The 23,109-nt window shown below is 52.4% G+C and carries 16 protein-coding genes and 1 pseudogene; 2 read left to right on the forward strand and 15 right to left on the reverse strand.

Going from position 1 to position 23,109, the window contains the following annotated elements:
* Positions 1–109: 109 nt before the first annotated feature.
* The 7 genes from ET464_RS09260 to ET464_RS09290 all read right to left on the reverse strand — a co-directional run bounded on the left by ET464_RS09260 (position 110) and on the right by ET464_RS09290 (position 14,752).
* Positions 110–913, reverse strand: coding sequence for a (2Fe-2S)-binding protein (locus ET464_RS09260; RefSeq protein WP_129440261.1), 804 nt, complete (start codon positions 911–913; stop codon positions 110–112).
* Between the two features lie 188 nt (positions 914–1,101).
* On the reverse strand, positions 1,102–2,025 hold the full coding sequence (locus ET464_RS09265) for a cupredoxin domain-containing protein (RefSeq protein WP_165279961.1): 924 nt from the start codon (positions 2,023–2,025) through the stop codon (positions 1,102–1,104).
* Positions 2,026–2,041: 16 nt separating this feature from the next.
* Entirely contained in the window at positions 2,042–2,974 is a 933-nt protein-coding gene (locus ET464_RS09270; protein ID WP_165279962.1) for a TIGR03943 family putative permease subunit, read from the reverse strand.
* A 17-nt stretch (positions 2,975–2,991) separates the two neighbouring features.
* Positions 2,992–4,110, reverse strand: coding sequence for a permease (locus ET464_RS09275; protein WP_129440267.1), 1,119 nt, complete (start codon positions 4,108–4,110; stop codon positions 2,992–2,994).
* Between the two features lie 12 nt (positions 4,111–4,122).
* Positions 4,123–5,355, reverse strand: coding sequence for a HupE/UreJ family protein (locus ET464_RS09280; protein ID WP_129440269.1), 1,233 nt, complete (start codon positions 5,353–5,355; stop codon positions 4,123–4,125).
* A gap of 94 nt (positions 5,356–5,449) precedes the next feature.
* On the reverse strand, positions 5,450–12,940 hold the full coding sequence (locus ET464_RS09285; RefSeq protein ID WP_129440271.1) for an Ig-like domain-containing protein: 7,491 nt from the start codon (positions 12,938–12,940) through the stop codon (positions 5,450–5,452).
* Between the two features lie 399 nt (positions 12,941–13,339).
* Entirely contained in the window at positions 13,340–14,752 is a 1,413-nt protein-coding gene (locus ET464_RS09290; RefSeq protein WP_129440273.1) for an MFS transporter, read from the reverse strand.
* Between the two features lie 140 nt (positions 14,753–14,892).
* On the opposite strand from ET464_RS09290, the gene ET464_RS09295 reads away from it, so the two are divergent.
* Positions 14,893–15,225 (forward strand): ArsR/SmtB family transcription factor, encoded by a 333-nt coding sequence (locus tag ET464_RS09295; RefSeq protein ID WP_129440275.1) that lies wholly within the window; start codon positions 14,893–14,895, stop codon positions 15,223–15,225.
* Between the two features lie 118 nt (positions 15,226–15,343).
* Here the strand turns inward: ET464_RS09295 and ET464_RS09300 are convergent, their stop codons facing one another.
* Positions 15,344–15,799 (reverse strand): VOC family protein, encoded by a 456-nt coding sequence (locus ET464_RS09300; RefSeq protein WP_129440277.1) that lies wholly within the window; start codon positions 15,797–15,799, stop codon positions 15,344–15,346.
* A gap of 205 nt (positions 15,800–16,004) precedes the next feature.
* Between ET464_RS09300 and ET464_RS09305 the strand changes: the two genes are divergently transcribed.
* The gene (locus ET464_RS09305) at positions 16,005–16,838 is read left to right on the forward strand and encodes a sugar phosphate isomerase/epimerase family protein (RefSeq protein ID WP_129440279.1); all 834 of its coding nucleotides are present in this window, start codon (positions 16,005–16,007) and stop codon (positions 16,836–16,838) included.
* A 94-nt stretch (positions 16,839–16,932) separates the two neighbouring features.
* On the opposite strand, the gene ET464_RS09310 is transcribed toward ET464_RS09305, so the two are convergent.
* From ET464_RS09310 to pstC, 7 genes and pseudogenes are all read right to left on the reverse strand, one after another.
* Positions 16,933–17,676 carry a sulfite exporter TauE/SafE family protein gene (locus ET464_RS09310; protein WP_129440281.1) on the reverse strand — a complete coding sequence of 248 codons (744 nt, stop codon included), beginning with the start codon at positions 17,674–17,676 and terminating at the stop codon, positions 16,933–16,935.
* Positions 17,677–17,814: 138 nt separating this feature from the next.
* Complete coding sequence (locus ET464_RS09315) at positions 17,815–18,843, reverse strand: hypothetical protein (RefSeq protein WP_129440284.1); 1,029 nt, start codon at positions 18,841–18,843, stop codon at positions 17,815–17,817.
* Positions 18,844–19,031: 188 nt separating this feature from the next.
* Positions 19,032–19,691, reverse strand: a complete 660-nt coding sequence (gene phoU, locus ET464_RS09320) for a phosphate signaling complex protein PhoU (RefSeq protein WP_129440286.1) — start codon at positions 19,689–19,691, stop codon at positions 19,032–19,034.
* A 68-nt stretch (positions 19,692–19,759) separates the two neighbouring features.
* Entirely contained in the window at positions 19,760–20,515 is a 756-nt protein-coding gene (gene pstB, locus ET464_RS09325) for a phosphate ABC transporter ATP-binding protein PstB (protein ID WP_129440288.1), read from the reverse strand.
* Between the two features lie 20 nt (positions 20,516–20,535).
* Positions 20,536–21,294, reverse strand: coding sequence for a phosphate ABC transporter ATP-binding protein PstB (gene pstB / locus ET464_RS09330; protein ID WP_129440290.1), 759 nt, complete (start codon positions 21,292–21,294; stop codon positions 20,536–20,538).
* Positions 21,295–21,311: 17 nt separating this feature from the next.
* Positions 21,312–22,198 (reverse strand): annotated as a pseudogene (pstA, locus tag ET464_RS09335) (phosphate ABC transporter permease PstA).
* Positions 22,195–23,097, reverse strand: coding sequence for a phosphate ABC transporter permease subunit PstC (gene pstC, locus ET464_RS09340; RefSeq protein WP_129440292.1), 903 nt, complete (start codon positions 23,095–23,097; stop codon positions 22,195–22,197). Before pstC ends, pstA begins: the two are co-directional and overlap by 4 nt.
* Between the last annotated feature and the right edge of the window lie 12 nt (positions 23,098–23,109).

The following is a 23,109-nucleotide window of genomic DNA, read 5'->3' on the forward strand; positions in this document are numbered from 1 at the left end:
TTAAACGTAAAGAAGCTTCCGGCCCGCTTACAGCGCGGATCAGAAGCTTCTTTTTTAGTTGGGCTGCGCTGCAGCAGCCTTTTTGCGCGCCTCCCAAGCAGCGCACACGTTATGGCGCAACAGCAGCAGCGGCAAGCAGCTGCTTGCTTCGCTCTTCCCGTTCGGCCGGCGTCATACGCGGGCACGTATAACATTTGCTCCCGTTCTCCCGGCGGTCATACATACAGCAGGATGACTGCAGCATCCATTTCTCTTCGGGATTCAGCGGGTTCTCCACATACCGCGGAATATGCCGGAACGGGTTGCGCCTGACGTGAAACAGCTCCGGTTCAAGCCGCTCCGACAGTACCCGGCTGTACTGCTCCAGCTTGTGAAGCATAGGCTCGCGCGGCACCAGCTGCTTGGCGAAATTTTTTAAAATCGTCAATTGGCCGCCGAATTGCTGCCAGATCGCTTCCGCCTTAAGGCCGGCGCCTTTTGCGACAGCTTCAACGGCAGGCGTAACCGTCCCGGCGAAATAAGCGCTCCATTTGTCCGCAAGAAACTGCTCCGGATCCCCCGCCGGAATCGGTTCGGTATGCAAAGCTTTTATTTTATAGCCAAGATGGGCATGATCGCCATGAATCTCCACTTGGTAGATTAAATGCTCCAGCGACAAATCGATAAACCGGTCGTATTGGACGGCAAACCAAAGCTGGATCAGGCTGAGCTTGCAAAGCGACGTTCCGATAAATGAAGCCGGGAGCGCATGCGAAAGCGCCTGAACCGCATTGCCGCTTTCTCGCAATGCCGCCTCCAGTGCGGCAGACTCCAGCAGCTGCGCTGCCTCCATTTGAAAGCTCGGGTCATCAGCGCCTTCCGGCGACACATGTAAATACGTTCTAACGATCGTAAAATCAAACGGTGTTTCCATCCCTTTCCCCCGTCCTCCCTGTCCTTGACTGTTATATTTTATGATAACGATTCTCAGTTATGCCGTCAATGAACAAGGAACAGCGGCATTTGAGCTGTTTCAATACATGACAGCAAAACTAAAAAACAGCCCTGGCACATATCCGTGGGCTGTTTTTTAGTTTTGCTGCTGCAAGATAAACAGCATCTTTACAGCTTGGCTGCCGGCTTGACCACGAAGGTGCCCGCCTTGCCTTTACCGTCGATCTCGATCGTATAGTTGCCGGGCTGCGGATTGTTGAGCAGAAAAATATTTTCACCCGGCTTCACATCGGCACTGAAGTTCAAGTCACTGGATACGATCTTCAGTCCATTCCCCGCGCTCCCCTTGACATTAAATACGATTTTGATCATGGCATTCGCTTCAAATTCAGTTACCTTCGGCGCAAAACCTGCCCCGATGACATCAATTGTGGCGACCTGCATGTTGTTCTCGTCATCCATCACCGCAACCTGCATTTGCGGCAGCCCGATTTCACCCAGCTGCAGCTTGTCCTGAAGTACGATGATACTCGTGAATAGCACGACTGCACAAGCGGCCAGAACATAGCTGCTCCGGTATGAAGGTTTGCGAACTTGCAAAACTGCGGTACGGCGGCCGGATGTATTGCTGGCCATGCGGGCGCGCGGCTTGCCAGCCGGTGCGGTGCCGGTTGCAGTAGAAGCCCCGTCCGCTGTTCGTTGAATCAGAAAGGCAAGCATTACGAATAGCAGCGCCGTGATGAGAACAACCGTGCCGGAACTAAAGAACAAGCTGCCAAGCACAGTGCCGATTAATCCGGCGATTAGCCCTGCCAAGCCGCCGTTCACAGATGAATGCTGGCCGTACGCCAAGCCGCCCGAGGCGCCGGCAACCGCTCCGAAAAGAGCAGCGAGCGACAGCAGCCCGATGAACGGCATGTCGAAGGACTGCGCCAGTACAGCGCCGAAGGCAAGCCCGGCTGCGATCGCAGACAGAACAGCGCTTCGCAGGCCAACCCGTTTCAGCCGAACGGATCTTTTTTGAAATCCAATGAAGTTGAAATAGAGCTCTATCAGCCCAATCATCATCAGGCTCCCGGCGTTAAACAGCATGTTATTCATCTCCGTCTCATTTCAATTTCTTGCCAAAGTCCCAATCCGGATAGATGTACGGAATGTCCGGCGAGTCCGCCGGTTCCGCGCTTTGGATCATCAACTTGATGACTTTCTGTCCATGATAGGTCGTGCTTGCAATCGTACCCGTTAAGGTCAACCAAGTGTCGTTAGCGTAACTTGCCGCGTTATCTGCTTCCGCAATAATTCCATAAGGCGATATATCTGCGATACAGTGCGTCATCGCCATCCGGCCGATAATCAGCTGATTAGCCGCCAGTTCGTTTTCCCGATACACAAATCCCCGAATTTGAAGCGTTTTGCCTTGAAAATTGTCAACAAACGTGTTCATCGCCTGCAGTTTCTCGATGAACCACTCGTCGGACATCACAATTTCGTCTTGCTTGTAAAGCAGCATGCCGAGCTTGGCGTAATCCCGGTTATACGTATCCGAGCGGAACAATTCCTTCAAATCGGAATTTTCAGCTGGGTCCACCTGCGCCAAATCAGCCGGCATCCCGCCTCCGGTAAAAACGCCCAGGTTCATGCCTTTGTTGTGAGCCAATGAACCCGCAAACGCTTCGTTTGGCAGCAAAAGGCCGAGCAGCACCGGCAAAATAAACAAGCCGTAGATTAACCCATTCTTGACAGGGCTGCCAGTCGGCTCATGGCTGTGACCATGGCCTTCATCATGTCCATGGTCGTGCTCCGAACGGCATGCGCACGCGGCGGCGGGAACTTTGAACGAACGGAAGAGCAGATACAACTGGCCGAGCATGAACAGCGCCATGCAAACGGCCGCAAGGTCAACGTATTTCACAAGCTGGGGTGCGATAAAAAGCAAAATTTGCCCCGTGGCCGACAAATAAACGATATAAGCTGTCAAACCTAGCAAAATCGCCAATCGTATCAGATTGTGAAGCAATGGAGCGATCCCGCTCTTCTTCATGTCGATTTTTCCTTTCATTACAAAATGAATTGCCCGAGCACCCAAGTACCGGCGTAAACCATTACGATGACTAACGAGCCGTAAAGCAACACGAACCGCGGCTTGAACACCGCCGACATCATTAGCACCCCTTTCAGATTCAGCATCGGACCAAGTACCATAAACGCAATAAGCGCGCCGGACGAGAACGTAGCGGTGAAAGACTGTGCAACAAACGCATCCGATGTGGAACAAAGCGACAGTAGGAAACCTAGCCCCATCATGATGAGGTTTGACCCAGCCGGGCCGTGGCCGAGCGTTTCCAAATTATCGCGAGTGACGAAGGCTTGAAGCACCCCGACCAGCAAAGCGCCGATCAGCAAATATTTCCCCATGGAAAAAAACTCGCCGATGGAATGGCTCATAGCATCTGTCAGCTTGCTTATGCCTCGGACAGCCAACCCGCGGGGAGGAGCTGATTCATTGGAGTGGCTGTCAGCGTCGTTATGGTTATGTGCATGATCATGTGCATGGCTGTGTACGTGGTCATGAGCGTGGTCATGAGCGTGGCCATGGCCTTTCCCTTCGCCTTCAATCGGTTTTAACTGGTCCGTTTTTACGAAACGGTGAATGATTAAGCCTACGGCAATCGCCGTCAAAAACGCCAGTCCCATCCGCGACCAGACAATCTCCGGCTTGTTCCGGAACGCTGTAAGCGTGGACCAGAAAACGATCGGGTTCAATATCGGGCCAACTACGAGGAACGTCGTTGCCGTGTAAAGCGGCATTCCCTTTGAAATAAGCCTGCGGATCGCAGGCACCATGCCACATTCGCAAATCGGAAAGATGATGCCGATAAAGCTGGCTGCAACGATACCGAAAAATGGATTGCGCGGAATAAGACGCCGAATCATCCGTTCCGGAACGAATACCTCGAGTATCGCTGAAACAATGACGCCGATGAGCATGAAAGGCAGCGCTTCGATGACAACGCTAATGAACATCATTTTGGCAATTTGCAGCTTCTGGTTATGCAAAATGACTCCAGGCGACACTTTCGAAAGCAGGTACAGCCCGACAATCATCGCGATAGAAACAGCAGCAAGAAGGTTGCTGCTCCCGCGCCGCTGCTTGGCGGCTGTTGTGGTCGTTTGCATAATTCGATCCCCCTAGGCGAATACGCGTTCCGCAAGCCAGACGGCGCCAAGCGCAAGCGCGGCTGCGGAACCCGTCATAACCGCGCGTCTTGCATACTGCCATTTATGAAGCAGGTACAATACCGGAAGCAAAACGGCGACCAGCAATATTTGGACGGCTTCAATGCCGAGGTTAAAGCTGATCAAATCTCCTGCAAGCTCGGTTTTTGGCAGGTCCATCGCCTTCAGCAAATCTGCGAAGCCCATGCCATGGATCAAGCCAAATAAGAACGTCAGCACCCAACGGTAGCTGACCTCTCTGCGGACCAAATTATCGATGGCCACGTAGCAAATGCTAAGCGCGATGGCAGGCTCGACTAACCGCGGCGAGACGTTGATGATGCCAAGCACTGTCAATGTCAGCGTAATGCTATGTGCAACAGTAAACGCCGTAATCATAGCGGCGTACTGTTTAAATGATTGTCTTGCGATAAGCAGCGAAAACAGGAACAACAGATGGTCATAACCGCCTAAAATATGATGAATGCCAAGCTCGAAAAACGAAAACCAGCCTGACGTTGAATCCCCTTCGCTTTCGCCCGCTCCGGACGCTGTGACAGGCTGGTCTGCAGTGTTCTTTTGCCCGTCCGCGCCTGTATTGGCAGGCTGCTTGTTTTCGGAGGACAGCCCGCTTGCATCAGACGGCAGATCCGCATATTCATTTTCTGTCATCTGCATCGCCCAGAGGCGGTTGTCCCCCGACAACGCCGCGGTGCTCTTCTGCTTCCCATAGTTGATCGTCAGTAAATCCACGTAATTGGACGAGGTCTTGCTTTGCTTGTACAGCTGGTCCGTCATGGCGATAGGCTGTCCCGAACCGACAGGCGGGTACGAAGCTTTCAAGATGACTTTCGTCGCGTCTCCTTGCCGGTCAAGCACGCAGCTAATAACTTTCGTCCATGGCGTCACAGCTCCGCCGATCTTAAGCGCGATGTTTTGCTGCAGCAGTGCGGTCAACGGCTCCTTGATGGCATCAAACTCCTCCTGCTCCAGCATGCCGTTGGAATTGGCGTCCCCGCCAACCAGTTCAATAACCGACAGTTCGTCCAATGAATACGTCATTTCAGTGCTTGAACGGGTCAGGTCGAGCGTTGTATACCCGGCGCTGTAAGCATGGGCGTCCGCTTTCCAAGAGAACGCCTGCACCGTAAAGAAAACCACAATCAAAAAACCGGCCAGAAACCGCATGGCGCCTAAAAATCGCATTCTCTCATTCTCCTCCTTCTAAAAGACAACAGGGATGCCGCTCAAATGAGCGGCATCCTCCCGTTGCCTGATGCTGATCTACGGTGTAATGCAATTAATGGTGAAGCAGGTTGTACACAATTTGAGCCGATTCAGCACGGGTCGTGATGCCTTTCGGATCAAAATTGCCTTCGCCGCGCCCTTGCACGAGATGCAGCTCTGCAGCCGATTTGATAAACGCAATTGCCCATGGCGCGATATTCGCTTCGTCCTTGAACACTGCTTCATCGGAGCCAGCCGAGGTTGCACCGCCGGCATGCGCATAAGCGCGCATCAACATAACAGTCATTTCCTCGCGTGTAATTGACGCGTTCGGATCAAACATCGTACTGGTTTTGCCTTGAACGATGCCAGCCTGAACCGCAATGGCAACGTCCTCCGCAAACCAGTCGTTCGTTTTCACATCTGCGAAGGAGGCTTGGCCTTTCTCCGTCAAATGCAATGCGCGAACCAGTTGCGCAACGAATTCCGCACGCGTGACGTTGCGTTTTGGTTCGAATGTATTTGTGCTCGTACCGTTAACAATATGCTTTGCAGTCAGTTCGCGAATCACGTCCGCCGCCCAGTAATCCGCCGGTACATCCCCAAACCTCTTGTCATATTCGAGAACCGCGTACTGGCTGAAATGGCTGATTTGCGCCGTCATGTAGCCGTCCTTGTATGTGCCGCCAATGTATTCCAATGTGCCGTTATCAGCGATGTAATACACGCCGGAAAGCGCCGGATTCACGCCGGAGCCAACTTTCAGCTTGATCAAGATCGGTTCGCTGAAAGTCGAGAGTTCCGCTGTCTTGCCGCCCGCTGCCGTAATGGACAGACGGAACGAATAGATGTCTCCCGCAGGCTTCAGCTCTGCGCCAGAGAAGGCTTCGCCCTTGGCAATCACCTGCGCCGCCTCTCCGCTTGCCAACGGAATCAACTGCAACGTTATCGTACTCTTCGACTGTGCGTCTGCCGGCAGTTTGCCAATCAGCTGCTGCAGCAGTTCCCCCGGAATCGTAAGCGAGAGATCTCCTGCATTCAGCAGAAGGCTTTCGCCTTTGAACGTGTTCGCGAGATCAGCGGCTAGCTTGACTTCCTGTGTACCAGCCGGAATAGCGGCGGACTTAATGCCGCTTCCGATATCCGTCAGGCTGCCAGTCGTAAGCGTGTAAGTTTTGTCTGGTACTGAAGGCGCCGTACCATGCTGGTTATTATCGCTGCCCGATTTAGCCTGCACCGTTACGGTCGCACTAGCTGTGAAGCCGCCGTCGTCCGTCGTTACGGTAATCTTCGCCGTGCCTGGCGCGACTGCCGTTACATGACCGGAAGCGTCTACCGTAGCAACCGACTCTGCATCCGAGCTCCATGTTACGTTTTTGTTTGTGGCATTTGCAGGCGCTACCGTTGCCGTCAGGACATACGGATCGTCACCCAACGTCATGGTAAATTCCGATTTGTCTAGCCCGACTCCTGTTACCGCTGTCGTCTCTCCCTGATTCACCGACAATTCGTGGGTGTCCCGCACGCGGATCCGGTTGCCGAGCGAATATTTGCCGCTGAGGCCTACAGCCTTCAGCGTGTCCCCGACCTTCATGTCCGGTACCGGTACGCCGCTTTGATTAATGATATAACCATCTACGAACACGGTTACGTCGCCTGATCCGTCGTTGATGATATAAGTGCTGCTATCTTTGATTTCTTTGACGATGCCTTCTACTTGAACCAACTGGCCTTGGTAAGCGTCAGATACCGAGTCAGCCGTGGACACCAGCTTCGGAGCGACAGGAGATCCGGATTTCAGCACGACGATGCTGTTCGCAAACCGGTCGAATACCAGCTCCTTGTCGTTCTCAAATGTACTGATATGGCCATAGACGCGTACCGTATCGCCAAGCTTCAGCGAACCCGCCGGCACTTCACTGAAAGCGACGACGCCGCCGGTTGCATCCTGGATATATGCCGAATCATAAAATGCCGTCGTCGTCACTTGGCCTTCGACCATGACGCTTGTTCCTTCCGGCTGCTGACGTGCCTCATTTATCGGCATAACCTTCGGTTCTAGGTGTGCCAGCCAGTTGACAACGTTGACAGAGAACGGAATGTTGTTCGTCGGTCCATCGTTCTGCGTCATTTGCTTGTCGTTGAAAATGTTCATACCCGACAACACAATACGGCCATTGCCGATCTGTTCGGCCGCAACGAGCGGAATAACTGAACCGCCGGTAACATCCGTCAGCGCCGGACCATCCTTGCCTTTCGACGTTTGCACGTTGTATGCGTACGTATCCGCCTTTACTTGCGGACTGTCCTGGAACGTGGTCTCGTTGCCGCGCGCCAGAATCGTTACGTTATCGCTATCCGTCAACGCCTTCTTGCCGCCGCTGCCGTCATTGGCAGCCAAACTCGAGCCGCTGTAGAAATCGAGCAGCGGAATGAAGTCCGTCAACCCGCCGTTGACAGGCTGATTATGCAGGCGCACAGAGAAATTCGATGTCAGCGGCGTCGACCAGAAATTACCTTCCTTTGTTTCATCAAATACACCATCGTTATTCACGAGCATGCTAGAGCCGATACCGGCAAGCAAGCTGTTCAAATTTTGCGGAGTGCCGTTATAGTTGCTCTTCTCGCTCATCAAGAGCGCTCCTCCGCCATCGACGTAGTTCTTCAGCACGTCGATTTCGCCTGCCGTGTACTGCGTGCTCGGATGTGTGACGACGAGTACGCCTACATCGGCGAGAAGTGAAGCGGTCAAAGCCGTTTTGTTCTCGACGACTGTGTAGCCTTGCTGCTTCAATGTCAGCGTCAGGGACGTCAGGTTATCCTTATACGATCCCGTATCGCTTGAAGTGTTTTCATTGTTGTGCGTCGCATCGATCATAACTTTTATGCCAAGCGGCGCTTTGACGCTGAGCGCTTGCTCGAATTTGTTTTCGCCCAAATCGTTGCCGTCCCCGGCTTCCAGGACGACGATCAGCTTATGGTCGCCCGCGGTCGGGTTCGCCCAGCTAACGCTGGCGGTCGCGCTCTGATTGGATGCAAGAGACTCAATCGTCGCGTCGCCGATCAGATGCTGCGCGTCGATGCTGTCGTAGTAAAAATGCGCCGTCAAATTCGTCAGGCTAATCGTGCCGAGATTGGACAAACCAGCCTTCAACGTCGCCGGCACGCCAGCGATGGCTGCGCCTTCAGCGACAGACAAATCGTTGACCTTCACTGACAACGGATCTTGAGGAGACCAAATCGGCGCAGAATACGTGCGGTCTCCATCCTTCTGTGTCACACGGATAACGAACCATTGTTGGCCGCCGACCACATTGACGACCGGCTTCCAGTTGAACGACGTGCTGTCGCTGGACGGCGTGTATGTGTCGATAACACGGCCGCCGTTCGTAACCAGCTCCACCTTCGCGATGTTGTCGTTCGAAGGCGTAGTAATGAAGCTGTACTCCGGATCGCTTGCACTTTCGGACACTGCATCGCTGCCCGTTACGTCGAAGTTCAGCGTCTTCGAATCGACGGTAGCGCCCATGTAGTAACCGTTAGCCAGGACGTCGAGCTGTGCGTTCGGGTCCTCGCTGAAATACACGTGCATGTTGCGCATCGCGTCAAGGAGTGAATCCTGCGTCAGGTCCTTGGCAACGATGATCGTGCGCTTCTTCGTTTGGCCCCAAGTGCCATCGTGGTTGTCTTCGCCATAGGTTGGCGCAACATGCCATCCAAGGTCCAGCGCGCTGAAAAACTTGTCTTCCGCGTTCACATACGAATAGTTGCCTGAGCCATTGCCGACTTCCAGCATCGTAAACAGCTTGTCGACGTTTTTGTCGTATGGAATAAAGTTGTCGAACGCGTTTGCGCCCATAGCCGGATGGTTAAACTGCGCCACGATATTATCGTAGGTCAACGTCCATGCGTAATAGTTTTGCAAGCTTTGGTACGTACCGCCATTCTGTACGCGGTCAATGAAATTGGTCGTACCGAACACATTTGAATGGCCCCAGGTCGTCGAGGTCATCTCAAAAGCCGGGAAGACGACGAAGCTGCCATCTTTGGTGTATTCGTTGGCCAGATCCTTGGTCAACTGCCAATCCGAGCCGCCCGTCCGTTCCGGCATGCCGTTATGGTCGACAGTGTCCTGACCAACCAAGTTCGAGTCAATGTCATGCGAATGGTCAGAAAACGCGAAGTAATCGTAGCCATGCGCCTTAGCTGCCTTCAGCGCATCTTCCGGCGCTCCTTGCGCGTCATGCGAAATGTTCGTATGGTTATGCGTCGTCCCCCGGTAATGATTGCCTCCGGTGAAACGCTCCAATATTTCAAACGTCCACGTATGCGTTGATGCATTGCCCAGATTGTCCTTGCCGCTCACTTGCACGGTGTGCGTGCCGATCGGCAAATCGTCATCCGCAGTCAGTGCCAGCTTGATTTGTGTCTCGGACAACTCAGCCTTAGCCGTGAAGTCTTTACCGTCAATGCTGATGCCAAGCGTTGTTGCGTCAACGCCGTTCGGATCGTCGACATTAACGGACACGACCGGGTGAAAGCTTTCAACCTGATCGTTCTGTGCCGGCTGCTCGTCCGAGTAAGCTGGTCCGTCCGTATCCGACACGACAGGCACCAGATGCGGGGCTGCGGCACTGCCGGACGACTGGTTCGGCTGGCCGGACGTTTCCGCTTCAATGTAATAATATACATTTGTTGCCGTCACGTTTTCTTTCGGAATCCTGGCATTGTAGTTCAGGTTGTCAGTCGTAACCATCGGAATCGGAGCGAAACTCGCGTCGCCCTCGTTCTTATAGTAAAGCGTCACGGAGTCCGCGTATTTAGCCTTCACGGTGAACGGAATGTCCAATCCGATGTACGCTTTTACCAACGGTGTATGGCTGAACTGCATATCGCCTTTAATATCTGCAGTGTTTCTTGGTACAAGATAGTAGCCGCTCGTATAAGGAGCACCCCATTTTGTCTGTTCGACAACACCTGTGAAGCCAAACGTGTCGCCCAGAGAAACCGCAGTATTGATGTCGATGCCTGAGTTTGCAGCGATCTTCACGATGGCTACATTGCCATCATCGTCAGCTATCGAGATGTTGTAATCCGGACCGTTCTTCGGAATGTTCGTTACTTTGCCGCGAACCGTAACCAAAGTTCCTTCCAGTTGCTCGGCCTTCGCGTAGTCGCCCAGATCGGCAATCGACGTAGTTGCGGCTGCAACCAGAGTATCCATTCCTTCGTCCGTAACCGATGATGGCACGAACTGCATAGAACCTGCCGCGAAGACGGCTTTGCCTTCGAGTTTCACCTTATGGCCGGGTTGAATCGTATCCGCTGGAGCCTGCGCGCTAACGACATGGATGCCGCCTGTGGCATCTTGCACGTAGTAACTCGTGTTCTCCGTACCAATCGCATTGTTAGCGGATGTTACAACGCCTTCGATCGTCGTCGCATAGCCGACGTTCAACGGAACGCCATTCGTATCCGTTCCCTCAATATCTGCAATTGCCGATGTTGCTGCAGGTGCCGCATCGACATGCGCATAGAAACTCTCCGGCTGCGTGCCGTCTTTAAACGTCACATAAACCGCTTGGCTGCCCTGCACATCGTTTAACGTCAGGCTGAAGGAGCCGTCAGCCGATGCTGCCGCTTGGCCGACCTGCTTTACGGTGCCGTCCGCCACAACATATGCGCTCACTGCCGCAGATGCGGGAACGGAGCCGGCTGCGCCCAAGAGAGACGAGCTGCTTGCCGAGAATGTAATTTTCGAGGCATCCGGCGTTGTCATCGTCTTGGAATTATGCAGAACGATTTCTTTTGGATCAGTCTGCACATCTGGCGAATTCAGAACAAAATCATTTGCGGTGTCGCGATTAAAGTAGCCGTTGCCAAGACCAAACGCATGCCGAGGATCTGAGCCGCTGTCCGTCTTGCGCACGATAGCCCCGCCTTTGATAAGGCTATTATAGAAAGGCGCACCCCAATGATCGGTTGGCAGCTTGAACGCAGTGTTCGATCCGTCGCCAAACGCCACGATGTCGATGGCGCGCGGATCGTCTTGTCCGGTTAAGCCTGTCGTGGAGTAAGCGAGGGTGATGATGCCGCCCGCGCTTGCACTCGGGCTAAGCGCCGTACCGGCCGCTTGGTCGGCTGCAATTGGCAGCGGACCGCCCGTCGCGGCTGTGCTGCCGGAGACGAGATAATAACCATGCGCCTTGATCGTGCCGCTCAGCTTGTAGCCCGAGCCAATGCTCGTGCCGGTTTGGGACGTATAAACCAGCGACCATTTATTATTAAATGAAATATCTTCGTTCGTGCGGTTGTACAACTCAAAATATTTCGTGTTGTAAAACGCGCCACCATTACCGCCGTTTGCATACAGCTGGCTGATAACGACATCGCCTGCCGTATAGGTTGCCGGCGTTGACACCGTTACTGATGCGCTTGCCGTATAGCTCCCGTCTGCGGTCGTCGCCGTGATGATTGCCGATCCGGCGGCGACCGCAGTTACGTTGCCAGTCCCGTCAACCGTCGCGACAGCGGTATTGTTGGATGCCCATTGCACCGCCTTATTCGTCGCGTTTGTTGGTTCAACCTTTGCTGTCAACTGGCCTGTCTGGCCGACGTCAAGCGACAGATTGTTATTATCCAGGTTCACGCCCGTTACGGCGATTGGCGTATCGTCAACCGTCAATTGAGCCGTATCCTGGAAGCCGCCGTCAGCTGTCGTGACCGTGATCGTTGCCGTACCAACAGCGTTAGCCGTCACGGTGCCGTTATTGACGCTTGCGACTGTCTCGTCGCTGGAGGTCCAAACTACCGCTTTGTTCGTGGCATTGCTAGGCTGGATGGACGCAGTCAGCTTCTCCGTTCCGCCAGGCTGTAGCGTGAGCTCCGATTCGTTCAGCGATACGCCCGCCACGGCCACCGGCGTTGTTGTGCCGACCGGCGTACCGCTGACCGTAATGTTGCCGATACGGCTTGTCCCGGCCGTTCCAATGGCAGTTCCGTTTACTGCCGTAGAATTGTCGGCGACTCTCCACCGTATGTAGACGTTCGGCGAATCGTTAACGTCCGCAGGCAGCACGTGATTGCTGATGACACCCGTCGTGGGATCATTGGCCACAACGTACGTAGTGCCATCGGATTTCCAAGATTCATTGTCCGTGCTGTATTCCAGTACGAACGTCTGCGGTCCCGTGTTGGAGCTTTGCTGCACGGAAGACAACGTTATATTGTCGTATCCTTCCGTGCTCAATTTAACCAGCCAATACGAGACGCCTTTTACCCAACCCGTCGTCGTAACCGATTTCGGGTTCGTTCCTGCAACCCCGATGGCTCCGGCGCCTATCGGCGCGATTACCGTTGAAGGGTTGTTTTTATTGGCTTCGATACCGTCGTTCGCATAATACGTCGTTGTATCGGAGTCACTAAAATTACTCCATTGCGCCAGCAGCTCCGGCGCCCCGTCTGCGCGTGCTGTCCCCGACTGCGGAATCAATATGCCAGCCAGCAGCACAAAAGTCAGCGCAAGACCAATCCACTTTCGGTTAATTCTTATAAATGACTGCATGTACGAGACTCACTCTCCCTGTTATGTGTAGCTCAATGCTTTCCGACGATCCAACCCTCGACCTAATCTATCAATGATCATTTAGCTAATTTCAGCTAATCCACCCCTCTGCTGGAATCCCGTCCACCCGCCCTTTTGACCGATATGTTCGACAAATTTTGTGAAAAATCGACTTTTGTCGTATAAAGTATAAACCAGCATTTCTGCAGACGCCTCTTAAGAAATTGTAAAGCTCCAGAGCCATACTACTGGATGTCCGGTCTAGCGGGGGATGTATCATCCGAAAAGGCAAAAATAAAAAATGGCGGTTAGCAGAAATCTGCACCGCCATTTTTATGGGCTGTATTTGCTCTATTACCAGTCATCCGCAGAACGTGCGGCGCAAATGTTATAACTTCATTAATCCAAGACGGCAGGTTTAGACTCGGAGCCGCTTTCTCTTTTTTGGCGAAAAGCCTCCATCACCGCATACAACAGCGCGCAAGCAACGGCGATAGCCGCTACCGCTGCCATCCCCCAGAAAATGCCGGCATATACTTTACCCGGGGACACCGTTTGGAACGACGTCAATACACTGCCGGTTACCGCTACGCTGAATGCCCCGCTAAAAAATTGCAGCAGCTGGAACAAGCCCATGCCCGCGCCAACCGACGGCTGCGGCAGGATACGGGAAAGCTCGTTCGAAACGCCGGTCGTCAGCGAGGAGAAGCCGGTGCTAAGCAGCATGTAGGCAACCATGACCGCATACATGGACCAGTCGGCCAGGATGGCGAAGAGCAGTGCGGCAGCAACCAGTATCCAGGGCGCGTAGCGGAAAAGCAGCCGGTTGCCGTGCAAATCAATAATACCGCCGATTTTTCTGGAAATGAGCATCGACACAAGCGCGCCTGGAAAAATGATCAACCCCGCTTCGCCGGGCGTCAAGCCGTATGAACGGGCAAGAAGCTGCGGAAGCAGAAACAGCGAGCAGAAGCTGCACATATAAGCGGCAATGCCTAAAAAGCTTAATGTCATATAACGTTTGTTGCCAAACAGGTCAGGCTGTACGAACGGATTGCCCGCGCTGCGGATGCGCAGCCAAAATAATAGAATCGATATGCCGCCTGCTATAAGCGCCAGCCAGCTGCGGTTCGTCATATAGAGCAGCAGCCCCGTTGTGCCAATACCAAGGCATACCGCTCCCGATATGTCGAAGGACACTGTTTTGGACTTTTCGCGAGGCAGCAGTCTCAGGAAAAACGGGATAACTGCAAGGCTCGCAGCCGACACGATAAACAGTTCATGCCAGCCTAAGTATTCGGTTATCGCCCCGCCGATTACAGGGCCGAGGCCAAGCCCCAGCGAACTTGCCGACATAATGACGGACATCGCTTTGCCTCGCCGCTCCGTCGGTATAAACCGGGTAACCAGCATAATGCCAAGCGCCGGAATGGAAGCCGCGCCGGAAGCTTGAATGAGCCGGGCGACCAGGAGCAGCGCGAAATTCCCGCTAAACAAACCAAGCAGAGAAGCCAGCCCAAACGAAAGCAGACCAGTAATAAGCAGTGTCCGGATGGGCAAATAATCGGACAGCCGGCTGTACGTAATGGATGAGATGGCAAATACGATGGAATAGCCGGTAACGATCCACGAAGCCGTCGTTGTGGATAAACCAAATTGCTCCGTGACTGTCGGCAATGCCAAGTTAAACATCATCGTATTCATGACAACCAGAATAACCGTCACGCCAAGCAGCAGCGTGACGATGTTTTCCTTCATGCGAAACTCCGTTTGCTGCCTATCCGCAGCTTGCGTGGTCCGCTTTTTTTTCATATCGGTTTCCTCCTTCAGCTTTCTCTGTTTTGAACAAGTTCTATTGTTCTATAATCATCGAACAATAGAAATATAGCATGGAATATGATACAATTCAATTAAAACTTTAGCAGCCCGTTTTAACATAAGGAGGGTTTCCTATGAAACCGCTATACCATCCCGCTACCGAAGATATTCAGCTTACTTCGGTTCTATATGCGTTAAGCGATCCTGTCCGGCTTAGTATCGTCAAGCAAGTTATGGCGTTTGGCGAGCAGGCTTGCGGCGATATAAGCATCCCCGTTGCCAAATCAACGATGTCGCATCATTCCAAGACCCTTCGCGAAGCCGGAATTATACAGACCAGAGTAATGGGAACACAGCGCTTGCTGTCCATCCGGCATGAAGACCTGGAAGCCCGCTTTCCGGGATTGCTGGAAGCCGTTATGAGCAATGCCCCTTCCGTTGAAGAGATAAGCTCCGGCAACGACTAAACATACAGCGCCGGATTAACCCAATCCGACAATAAATATAACCAAACAAAGAGGAAGGCCCGCGTTGGCCTTCCTCTTTGTTTGGTTATTCGTCGGCGGCTGAATATTATCCCATCCGTTATTTATCGTTTTCGAGCAGCTCGACCAGCACTTTCAGCTCCTTGAATGTATCCATATAAGCATAACGGCCGCCGGTATACTCCCCTTTTTGCTGCAGAGGGAATCCGTTTGTCTCCAGAAGCGTTACCTTCTCCTTCATGCCTTCAATGAAAAAAGCGATATGATGCGGCCCTTCGCCATGCTCGTCCAAATAATTGCGCCAGGTGCTGGGATGAAGATCCGGCTCTATCAGCTCCAGCTGCAGCGATCCCATATCAATAAATGCGAGCTTCGCCCGCGCTTCGCTAGGCTCTCCGTTGTATTCGGTTTGCGCTTTGTCAGCTGCATCGGTCCACCTCGCTTCAGGTTTCGGAACCCCAAAAAAGTCCGCATACGCCTGGCTCACCTTATCAATATCATGCACCAGTATACCGATTTGCGTAATGACGTTATTGCCCAATAATCCTGCCATAATGGAAAATCATCCTTTCGGCTTCATATAATGGCCAATCTAATCTGTCGTACTGCAGCTTTTTTTATAACTTGACCTCAATTACGATAACGGTTTCATCATACCGATAGAGGAAAATATCGTCAATCGCTTTTTCCGTATGGTATACTCATCGCGTATCCATTTTTTTGCATTCTGAACCTATCGACGATAAAAGGAAGGGATGTATATGCGGCTTGGCGGACAAGTATTTCTAGAGGATAAAAATCCGGACAGCTGGGCGGAAGCGCTGGTCCTGGCAGGCTTTCGGGCTACCACCTGCCCCGTAAACGGGCAAGATGAGCTTGCAGATGCAGACCGCTATATGGCAGCTGCCCGCAAACACGATATTGTCATTGCCGAAGTTGGCGCCTGGAGCAATCCGATCAGCCCCAACGAGGAAGCAAGAAGCAAAGCGGTCGCTTATTGCATCGAGCGGCTGGAGCTGGCCGAACGGCTCAGCGCGCAATGCTGCGTCAACATCGCTGGCTCCCGCAGCGAGCAATGGGACGGCCCGCATCCGGACAATTTCAGCACCGATACGTTTGAGCTGATTGTTGATACGGTAAGGACCATTATTGATGCTGTAAAACCGGAGCGGACCGTATTTGCGCTGGAGATGATGCCGTGGGTATTCCCCGATTCGGCCGACAGCTACCTGGCTTTAATTAAAGCGATTGACCGGAAAGGATTTGGCGTCCATTTTGATCCCGTTAACATCGTAAGCAGCCCAAGGGTGTATTATCGGAACGGGGAGATGATCCGCGACTTTTTTGCCAAGCTGGGACCGTATATCCGCAACTGCCATGCGAAGGACATTTTGCTGCGCGGGCAATTAACCGTTCATTTGGATGAAGTGATTCCGGGTCTTGGCGCGCTGGATTACCGGACGTTCCTGACCGAGCTGAACAAGCTGCATCCGGACACCGCTCTTATTATCGAACATCTGTCGACGAACGAAGATTACACGCAAGCTGCAAGCTACATACGCGGCGTCGCCGCCGAACTGGACATAACCTTATAACCGCATCACTATACAAAGGGACTGCCGAAAGCCGGAGACGGCTTAGGGACAGTCCCTTTGTATTCCGCCTGAGACAATGCGGTCTGCAGGCAAGCTACTCCAAAATTAAATAAATAGCGCCGATTGCCGCAAGCGCAAGCACGATGCGCTGGAACAGCTTTTGCGGAATATGCGGCAGCACTTTAAATCCGGCAAGCGCGCCGATGGCCACGACTGGTATCATCCAGGCGTTTAACGTTAATGAATGCGGCGTAATCAGCCCCAAATAAACGGTAAACGGCACCTTGATCAGATTGATAATAAAAAAGAAATACGCATTCGTGCCCACAAAGGTTGTTTTATTAATCCCCTTCGACAGCAAATAAACCGACATGATGCTGCCCGCCGCATTGCCGATCATCGTTGTAAAACCGGCAAGAATGCCCAAGCTTCCGTTGACAGCCCGCGATTTGGAAAATGAGAAATTCATTGCTTTTTCCAAACGGCCCTGAAACAGGAAAAGAACAATAAGCACCAGCACGAGTGCGCCGATCAGAACAGACAGCTGGCCGTTGCTGATTTCCCCAAGCACAAAATAGCCGGCAACAATACCTGCCAGCACCCACGGCAGGAGAACAACGAGATACTTCCACACGACCGTCTTCCGGTAATACAGAATCGCGATAATATCCCCTGTAATCAAAATCGGCGTCAATAGGCCAACCGATTCGCGGGCGGGAAAAATGCTGGCCAGCATGGCCGCGACAAAAATGCCCAGCGTCGGCATGCCGGTTTTCGAAAATCCGACAAGCAGCGCGCCAATGGCGGTAACGACAATTTGCAGTACGGTATAGTCCATAACTTCACCTTTCAGATGCGAATGTCATAATGGCCCTTTTCACACTGTACGGCAACGCTTCCAATCTGTAAATATAAACCTGCTGTTTTTATGCAATCAAATCCGACATCCGCGCGAAAATCCCCGCACCGCAATCGTTTATAAAATGGCTTTCAGACCAGCCGTTAAAACAGCTGTCAAATGCAGCGCTTTTTTCTTCTCCAGCATACGGTTTATTACCATTTCGCGCTCGGCTTGCTGCTTGAAATCCAAAAACAGCTGCTGTGCCTGCTCCAGCAGCAGCACCGATGAATTGGATTGCTGCAAATAGCGGATATAATTGACCGTTTTGCTTACTTGAAGCCCAATGACTTCAAGCGCGAGGCTGTTCAGCAGGCTGCCGCAAGCTCCGCTCGCCACTGCTTCCTCGATGCCGCTCCCGCCAATCAGCGCGGCCGGCCCTTCCTCCTCGCCCAATCGGCCAACCGCAATCGAACCGCCGGCAAGCATTACAATGCCTGAAGCCGCCGCTGCCGTACCGGATCGTCCAAGCACGCCGCCGATAGCCTGGGCAACTCCCGGCATAGCCAGCGCAGCAGCCGTCTCGCTTTCGCTTATAAAGGCATATATGCCTTTTTCTAGCAAGCTTGAACCGTCCAGCTTCATTTCTTTTAATAAATCGGCTGTTCCTTCAACGATTTTTTTGCCGTGTTTCTCTAGTCCGCATATGCGGGATATTTCCTCCACCGATTCCTTAGGATCTTTCTCCTCGCCGGCTCCTTCAATTTTGTCAAAAGGCTGATAAAGCGGCGTTAGAATTGCCTCCTGCACAATAAGAAACAATTGGGCTTGTTCCTCCGGCGTGCGCAAATATTCCACAATCAGATCTTCAGCCGATTTCGGTTTCAGCGATTCGCTCATCGGCTCCATATACCGGAACGACCAGCTGTCCCGCCATGCTTGTTTGCGGAGCAACCTTTCCTGCACCTTGGAGAATGCCTGATCTTTATGCATTTTGTTCAGCGAGTTAAAAAGCCCGCTTTTTTGCGACAGCTCATTTTGCTTCGCCTGCAGCTGGATCAGCTCTTGATGCTCTGAAGTAATATCCATTTCCATTCTGCGGTAAATCAATTTGAGAAGAAGCGCAAGCCCTTCTTCGTCCAGCAGGAACACATTTGCTGCTCTCATTGTCCGTCTCCTTGTTATCCATTGCCGGCTTGTATCCAGCGGCAGTCTTTGCCTTATCATACCATTTTCTGCATTCCAATGACGAACGGCCAGCAAAAAAATGCCCCTCGCGGACATCGGAAGCAGTTCATTCGCCGATGTGCCGCGAGGGGCGCTTTGTACAGGCAGCGGCCGGAACAGCCGCCGCCTTACAGATTCAAATCCGGGCGTTTGCCGGTCACAAGATAAACAACGCTTTCGCCAATATTGGTCGCATGGTCGGCAATCCGCTCAATAGAGCGGCCAACAAACAGCAGATGGATCGATTGGGAAATGCTTGCAGGCGTTTCCGTCATCAATGCAACAAGCTCGATTAAAATTTGCTTGTAAAGCGCATCAATTGTATCGTCTTCCTTTGCCATTTTGTACGCGAGGCCGATATCTTCGCGGATGTACGACTGAATCGACTCGTATATCATCGTTTGGCAAATTTCCGCCATGCGGGGCAGATCAATCAGCGGTTTGATCAGCCGCTCGCCTTGGATGCGGATAACCGCTTTGGCGATGTCCACGGACAAATCGCCCATCCGCTCAAGATCGCTTGCCATTTTGAACGCTATCAGAATCCGGCGCAAATCTTTGGCTACCGGCTGCTGAGTCGCAATAATTTTAGCGCCAACCTGGGAAATGCGCTCTTCGATCTGATTGAGCTCCATATCTTTTTTAATAATCGTTTCGGCACTGGCCTTATCGAGCATTTGCAGCGCCTTCATCGATTCGCCAAGCACGTTCTCGACGCGCTCGCCCATCTCCACCAGCATCTGCTTCAGCTGCTCCAAGCCTTCGTCCAGTTCTTTTCTAATTACCATGCCCCTTCACTCCCTTTACCCGGTTATGCCGGTATAGATCTGTTGTTTGAGCGTGTTGCCGGTTCTTGTCAGCCAAATCTGCCCGTAATATACTGCTCGGTTCTGGAATCTACCGGATTCGAGAACAGCTCTTCCGTCTGGCCCGCTTCCACAACCTCGCCGTTTAAGAAGAAGACGGTTTGATCGGACACACGAGCCGCCTGGTGCATGTTGTGCGTGACCATCACAATTGTATATTTCTCCTTCAGCTCTTGAACCAGTTCTTCAATCTTCAGGGTGGAGATTGGATCAAGCGCGGAAGTCGATTCGTCCATCAGCAGCACTTCGGGCTGCACGGCAAGCGCTCTTGCAATGCAAAGCCGCTGCTGCTGGCCGCCCGAGAGCCCCATAGCAGACTTATGCAGCAGGTCCTTCACTTCATTCCATAAAGATGCGCCGATCAAGCTTTGTTCGACAAGCTCGTCTAACCTTTTTTTATCTTTGATTTTATGAAGGCGCGGTCCGTAAGCGACATTATCATAGATAGAGCTGAGAAACGGATTAGGCTGCTGGAACACCATGCCTACCCGTTTGCGGAGCGTTTCCACCTGCATTTGAGGCGAATACACATCTTCGCCGGAAATTTGAAGCGAACCTTCGATCCGGACACCTGGAATAAAATCATTCATCCGGTTGATCGTGCGCAGAAACGTTGATTTGCCGCAGCCGGACGGGCCGATAAGCGCCGTGACAGCATGCTCCGGAATTTCGAGATTCAGCTTTTTCAGCGCGTGAAAATCGCTGTAATACAGCTGGAGATCGGTTACGCTAATTTTGGTTGGCATTGTTTGTTGTCCTCCTTTCCTTAGCCGAATCGGCCGGAAATGTAATCATCGGTCGCCTTTTCTTTCGGCTCGGTAAATATTTTTTGCGTATCGTCATGCTCAATCAGCTTGCCCATATAGAAAAAGGCTGTTTTATCCGAAATACGCGCTGCCTGATGCATGTTATGCGTCACGATGACGATGCAGTAATCACGCTTCAGCTCCGAAATCAGTTCCTCAATTTTGGATGTGGATACCGGATCAAGCGCCGAAGCCGGTTCGTCCATCAAAATGATGCGGGGCTGAACGGCAATCGAACGCGCGATGCAAAGCCGCTGCTGCTGACCGCCGGAAAGCGCCAGCGCGGACTGCTTCAGCCGGTCTTTCGTTTCGTCCCACAACGCTGCTTTACGCAGGCTTTGCTCCACAATTTCGTCCAGCTTCTTTTTATTTTTTATGCCATGATAACGCGGTCCAAACGCGATATTTTCATAGATCGATTTGTGGAACGGGTTAGGCCTTTGCCATACCATTCCGATTTGCTGGCGGAGCAGCACAACGTCTACTCCCGGCTCCAGTATATTGCGGTCCCCGATCCAAGCTTCCCCTTGAATCCGGGCGTCGGCAATGAGATCGTTCATCCGGTTCAGGCTGCGCAGAAACGTTGATTTGCCGCAGCCGGACGGGCCGATAAGCGCTGTTACCTGTTTTTCTTCAAAATCAAGCGAAACCGATTTAACGGCTTCTTTTTCGCCATAAAATACACTTAAGTTTTTAACCGATAATGCCAGATCCCCCATGTCGGTCCAGCTCCTTTCTACTTCGACGCCGTCATTTTGCGGTATAACAGGCGGCCTATAAACCGTGCAGCAAGGTTGAACAACAATACAACAATAATCAGCACCGCCGAAGCGCCTGCGGCAATATCTTTCGTATCCGGCGCAATGCCTTCACTGTTTACTTTCCAAATATGGACAGCCAGCGTTTCGGCCGGCCGCATCGGGTTCAGCGGCGAGAACGGGCTGAGCGGGTTCCAGTCATGGAAGTCCAGGCGCGGCGAGCTCATACCCGCCGTAAACAGCAGCGCAGCCGCTTCGCCAAATACGCGGCCCGAAGCCAGGATGGTGCCGGTCAATATATTCGGAATCGCAATCGGCATCATGACCGATGTGATCGTTTTCCAGCGGGATAAACCAAGCGCAAGGCTTGCTTCCTTTTGCTCGCGGGGCACGCCCTTTAACGCCTGCTCGGTAATGCGGACCATCAGCGGCAAATTAAATACCGTCAGCGCCAGCGCGCCGGACAGCAGCGAGAAACCGAAATGGAAATAGTTCACAATGACTAGCAAGCCGAACAAACCGACCACGATCGAAGGAAACGAAGACAACACTTCAACAACGAGACGGACAAAATTCGTGAAACGGCCGGCTTTGGCATATTCACTCATATAAATGCCGGCGCCGATGCCAAGCGGCAGCGTAATAATCAAAGTTAATACAAGCAGGAACACCGAGTTGAACAGCTGCGGCCCAATCCCCCGCCTGCTTTAATCGTTTGCGGCGGAGACGTCAGGAAATGCCAGCTGATATGCCCGACTCCCCGGAATAAAATAAACCCTAAAAGCCCGATCAAAATTAATACGATAAGACCGGTTACGGCAATAATAACGGCAGTTGCAATCCGGTCCGCTAATTTGGCGCTCATACTTTCGCTCTCCTTTCCAGCCATCTTACAATGAATACGAATATAAAGGTCATCGCCATTAAAATAAGAGCAAGCGACCAAAGCGCGTCATTATGCGTCGAGCCGGTAACCGTATTGCCCATGCTGAGTGTAATCGCGCTCGTTAACGTAGACGCCGATTCAAACAGCGAGCTTGGAATATGCGGCGCGTTGCCGATAACCATCTGTACGGCAAGTGCTTCGCCAAACGCGCGTGAAATGCCCAGTACGACACCTGTCATAAGCGAAGGAAGGGTTGTCGGGAGCACAGTGCGCCAAATCGTTTGCCAGCGCGTTGCGCCAAGCGCGTATGAACCTTCTTTTAAACCGCCCGGCAATGCAGCCAGCGCATCGGTAGCGATCGTTGTAATCGTCGGTAAAATCATAATGGCAAGAACAATGGAACCTGCAAGAATGCCAAGCCCTTGTCCAGGAAATACATCGCGAAAGAATGGTACGATAATGGTCAAGCCCACAAAACCATATACGACGGAAGGGATGCCGGCGAGTAGTTCAATAACGGGCTGCAGCCATTTACGGCCAATCTTTGGCGAAATTTCGGTCATAAACAAAGAAGCGCAAATCGCAAGCGGAGCTGCGAATATAGCAGCGAGAATGGAGGTGCTGAACGATCCGAAAATAAACGGCAGCGCTCCAAACAGCGGCGGCTCGCCTTCCGGTCTCCAGTCCAGGCCGCTCAAAAAGGACCACAAATTAATTTTGTCGGATATAAATGTGCTTGCACCGCGGGATGCAACGAAATAAACCATTGAAAAAATGGTTACGATAAGCAGGGCAATGCACAAAAAGGTGTACACCTTGCCCACCCATTCTTCAACGATATGCTGTTTGGCGAATTGCCGTTTATCATCACGCACCATAAGGGAACCTCT

Source organism: Paenibacillus protaetiae (assembly GCF_004135365.1).
GTDB lineage: Bacteria > Bacillota > Bacilli > Paenibacillales > Paenibacillaceae > Paenibacillus_AP > Paenibacillus_AP protaetiae.

Bases quoted from the DNA above. Each gene is read 5' to 3' on its own strand.
- ET464_RS09285 (WP_129440271.1), bottom strand. From the start codon at position 12,940: ATGCAGTCATTTATAAGAATTAACCGAAAGTGGATTGGTCTTGCGCTG.
- ET464_RS09280 (WP_129440269.1), bottom strand. From the start codon at position 5,355: ATGCGATTTTTAGGCGCCATGCGGTTTCTGGCCGGTTTTTTGATTGTG.
- ET464_RS09305 (WP_129440279.1), top strand. From the start codon at position 16,005: ATGCGGCTTGGCGGACAAGTATTTCTAGAGGATAAAAATCCGGACAGC.
- ET464_RS09260 (WP_129440261.1), bottom strand. From the start codon at position 913: ATGGAAACACCGTTTGATTTTACGATCGTTAGAACGTATTTACATGTG.
- pstB (WP_129440288.1), bottom strand. From the start codon at position 20,515: ATGCCAACCAAAATTAGCGTAACCGATCTCCAGCTGTATTACAGCGAT.
- phoU (WP_129440286.1), bottom strand. From the start codon at position 19,691: ATGGTAATTAGAAAAGAACTGGACGAAGGCTTGGAGCAGCTGAAGCAG.
- pstC (WP_129440292.1), bottom strand. From the start codon at position 23,097: ATGGTGCGTGATGATAAACGGCAATTCGCCAAACAGCATATCGTTGAA.
- ET464_RS09295 (WP_129440275.1), top strand. From the start codon at position 14,893: ATGAAACCGCTATACCATCCCGCTACCGAAGATATTCAGCTTACTTCG.
- ET464_RS09315 (WP_129440284.1), bottom strand. From the start codon at position 18,843: ATGAGAGCAGCAAATGTGTTCCTGCTGGACGAAGAAGGGCTTGCGCTT.
- ET464_RS09275 (WP_129440267.1), bottom strand. From the start codon at position 4,110: ATGCAAACGACCACAACAGCCGCCAAGCAGCGGCGCGGGAGCAGCAAC.
- ET464_RS09290 (WP_129440273.1), bottom strand. From the start codon at position 14,752: ATGAAAAAAAAGCGGACCACGCAAGCTGCGGATAGGCAGCAAACGGAG.
- ET464_RS09310 (WP_129440281.1), bottom strand. From the start codon at position 17,676: ATGGACTATACCGTACTGCAAATTGTCGTTACCGCCATTGGCGCGCTG.
- ET464_RS09265 (WP_165279961.1), bottom strand. From the start codon at position 2,025: ATGCTGTTTAACGCCGGGAGCCTGATGATGATTGGGCTGATAGAGCTC.
- ET464_RS09270 (WP_165279962.1), bottom strand. From the start codon at position 2,974: ATGAAGAAGAGCGGGATCGCTCCATTGCTTCACAATCTGATACGATTG.
- pstB (WP_129440290.1), bottom strand. From the start codon at position 21,294: ATGGGGGATCTGGCATTATCGGTTAAAAACTTAAGTGTATTTTATGGC.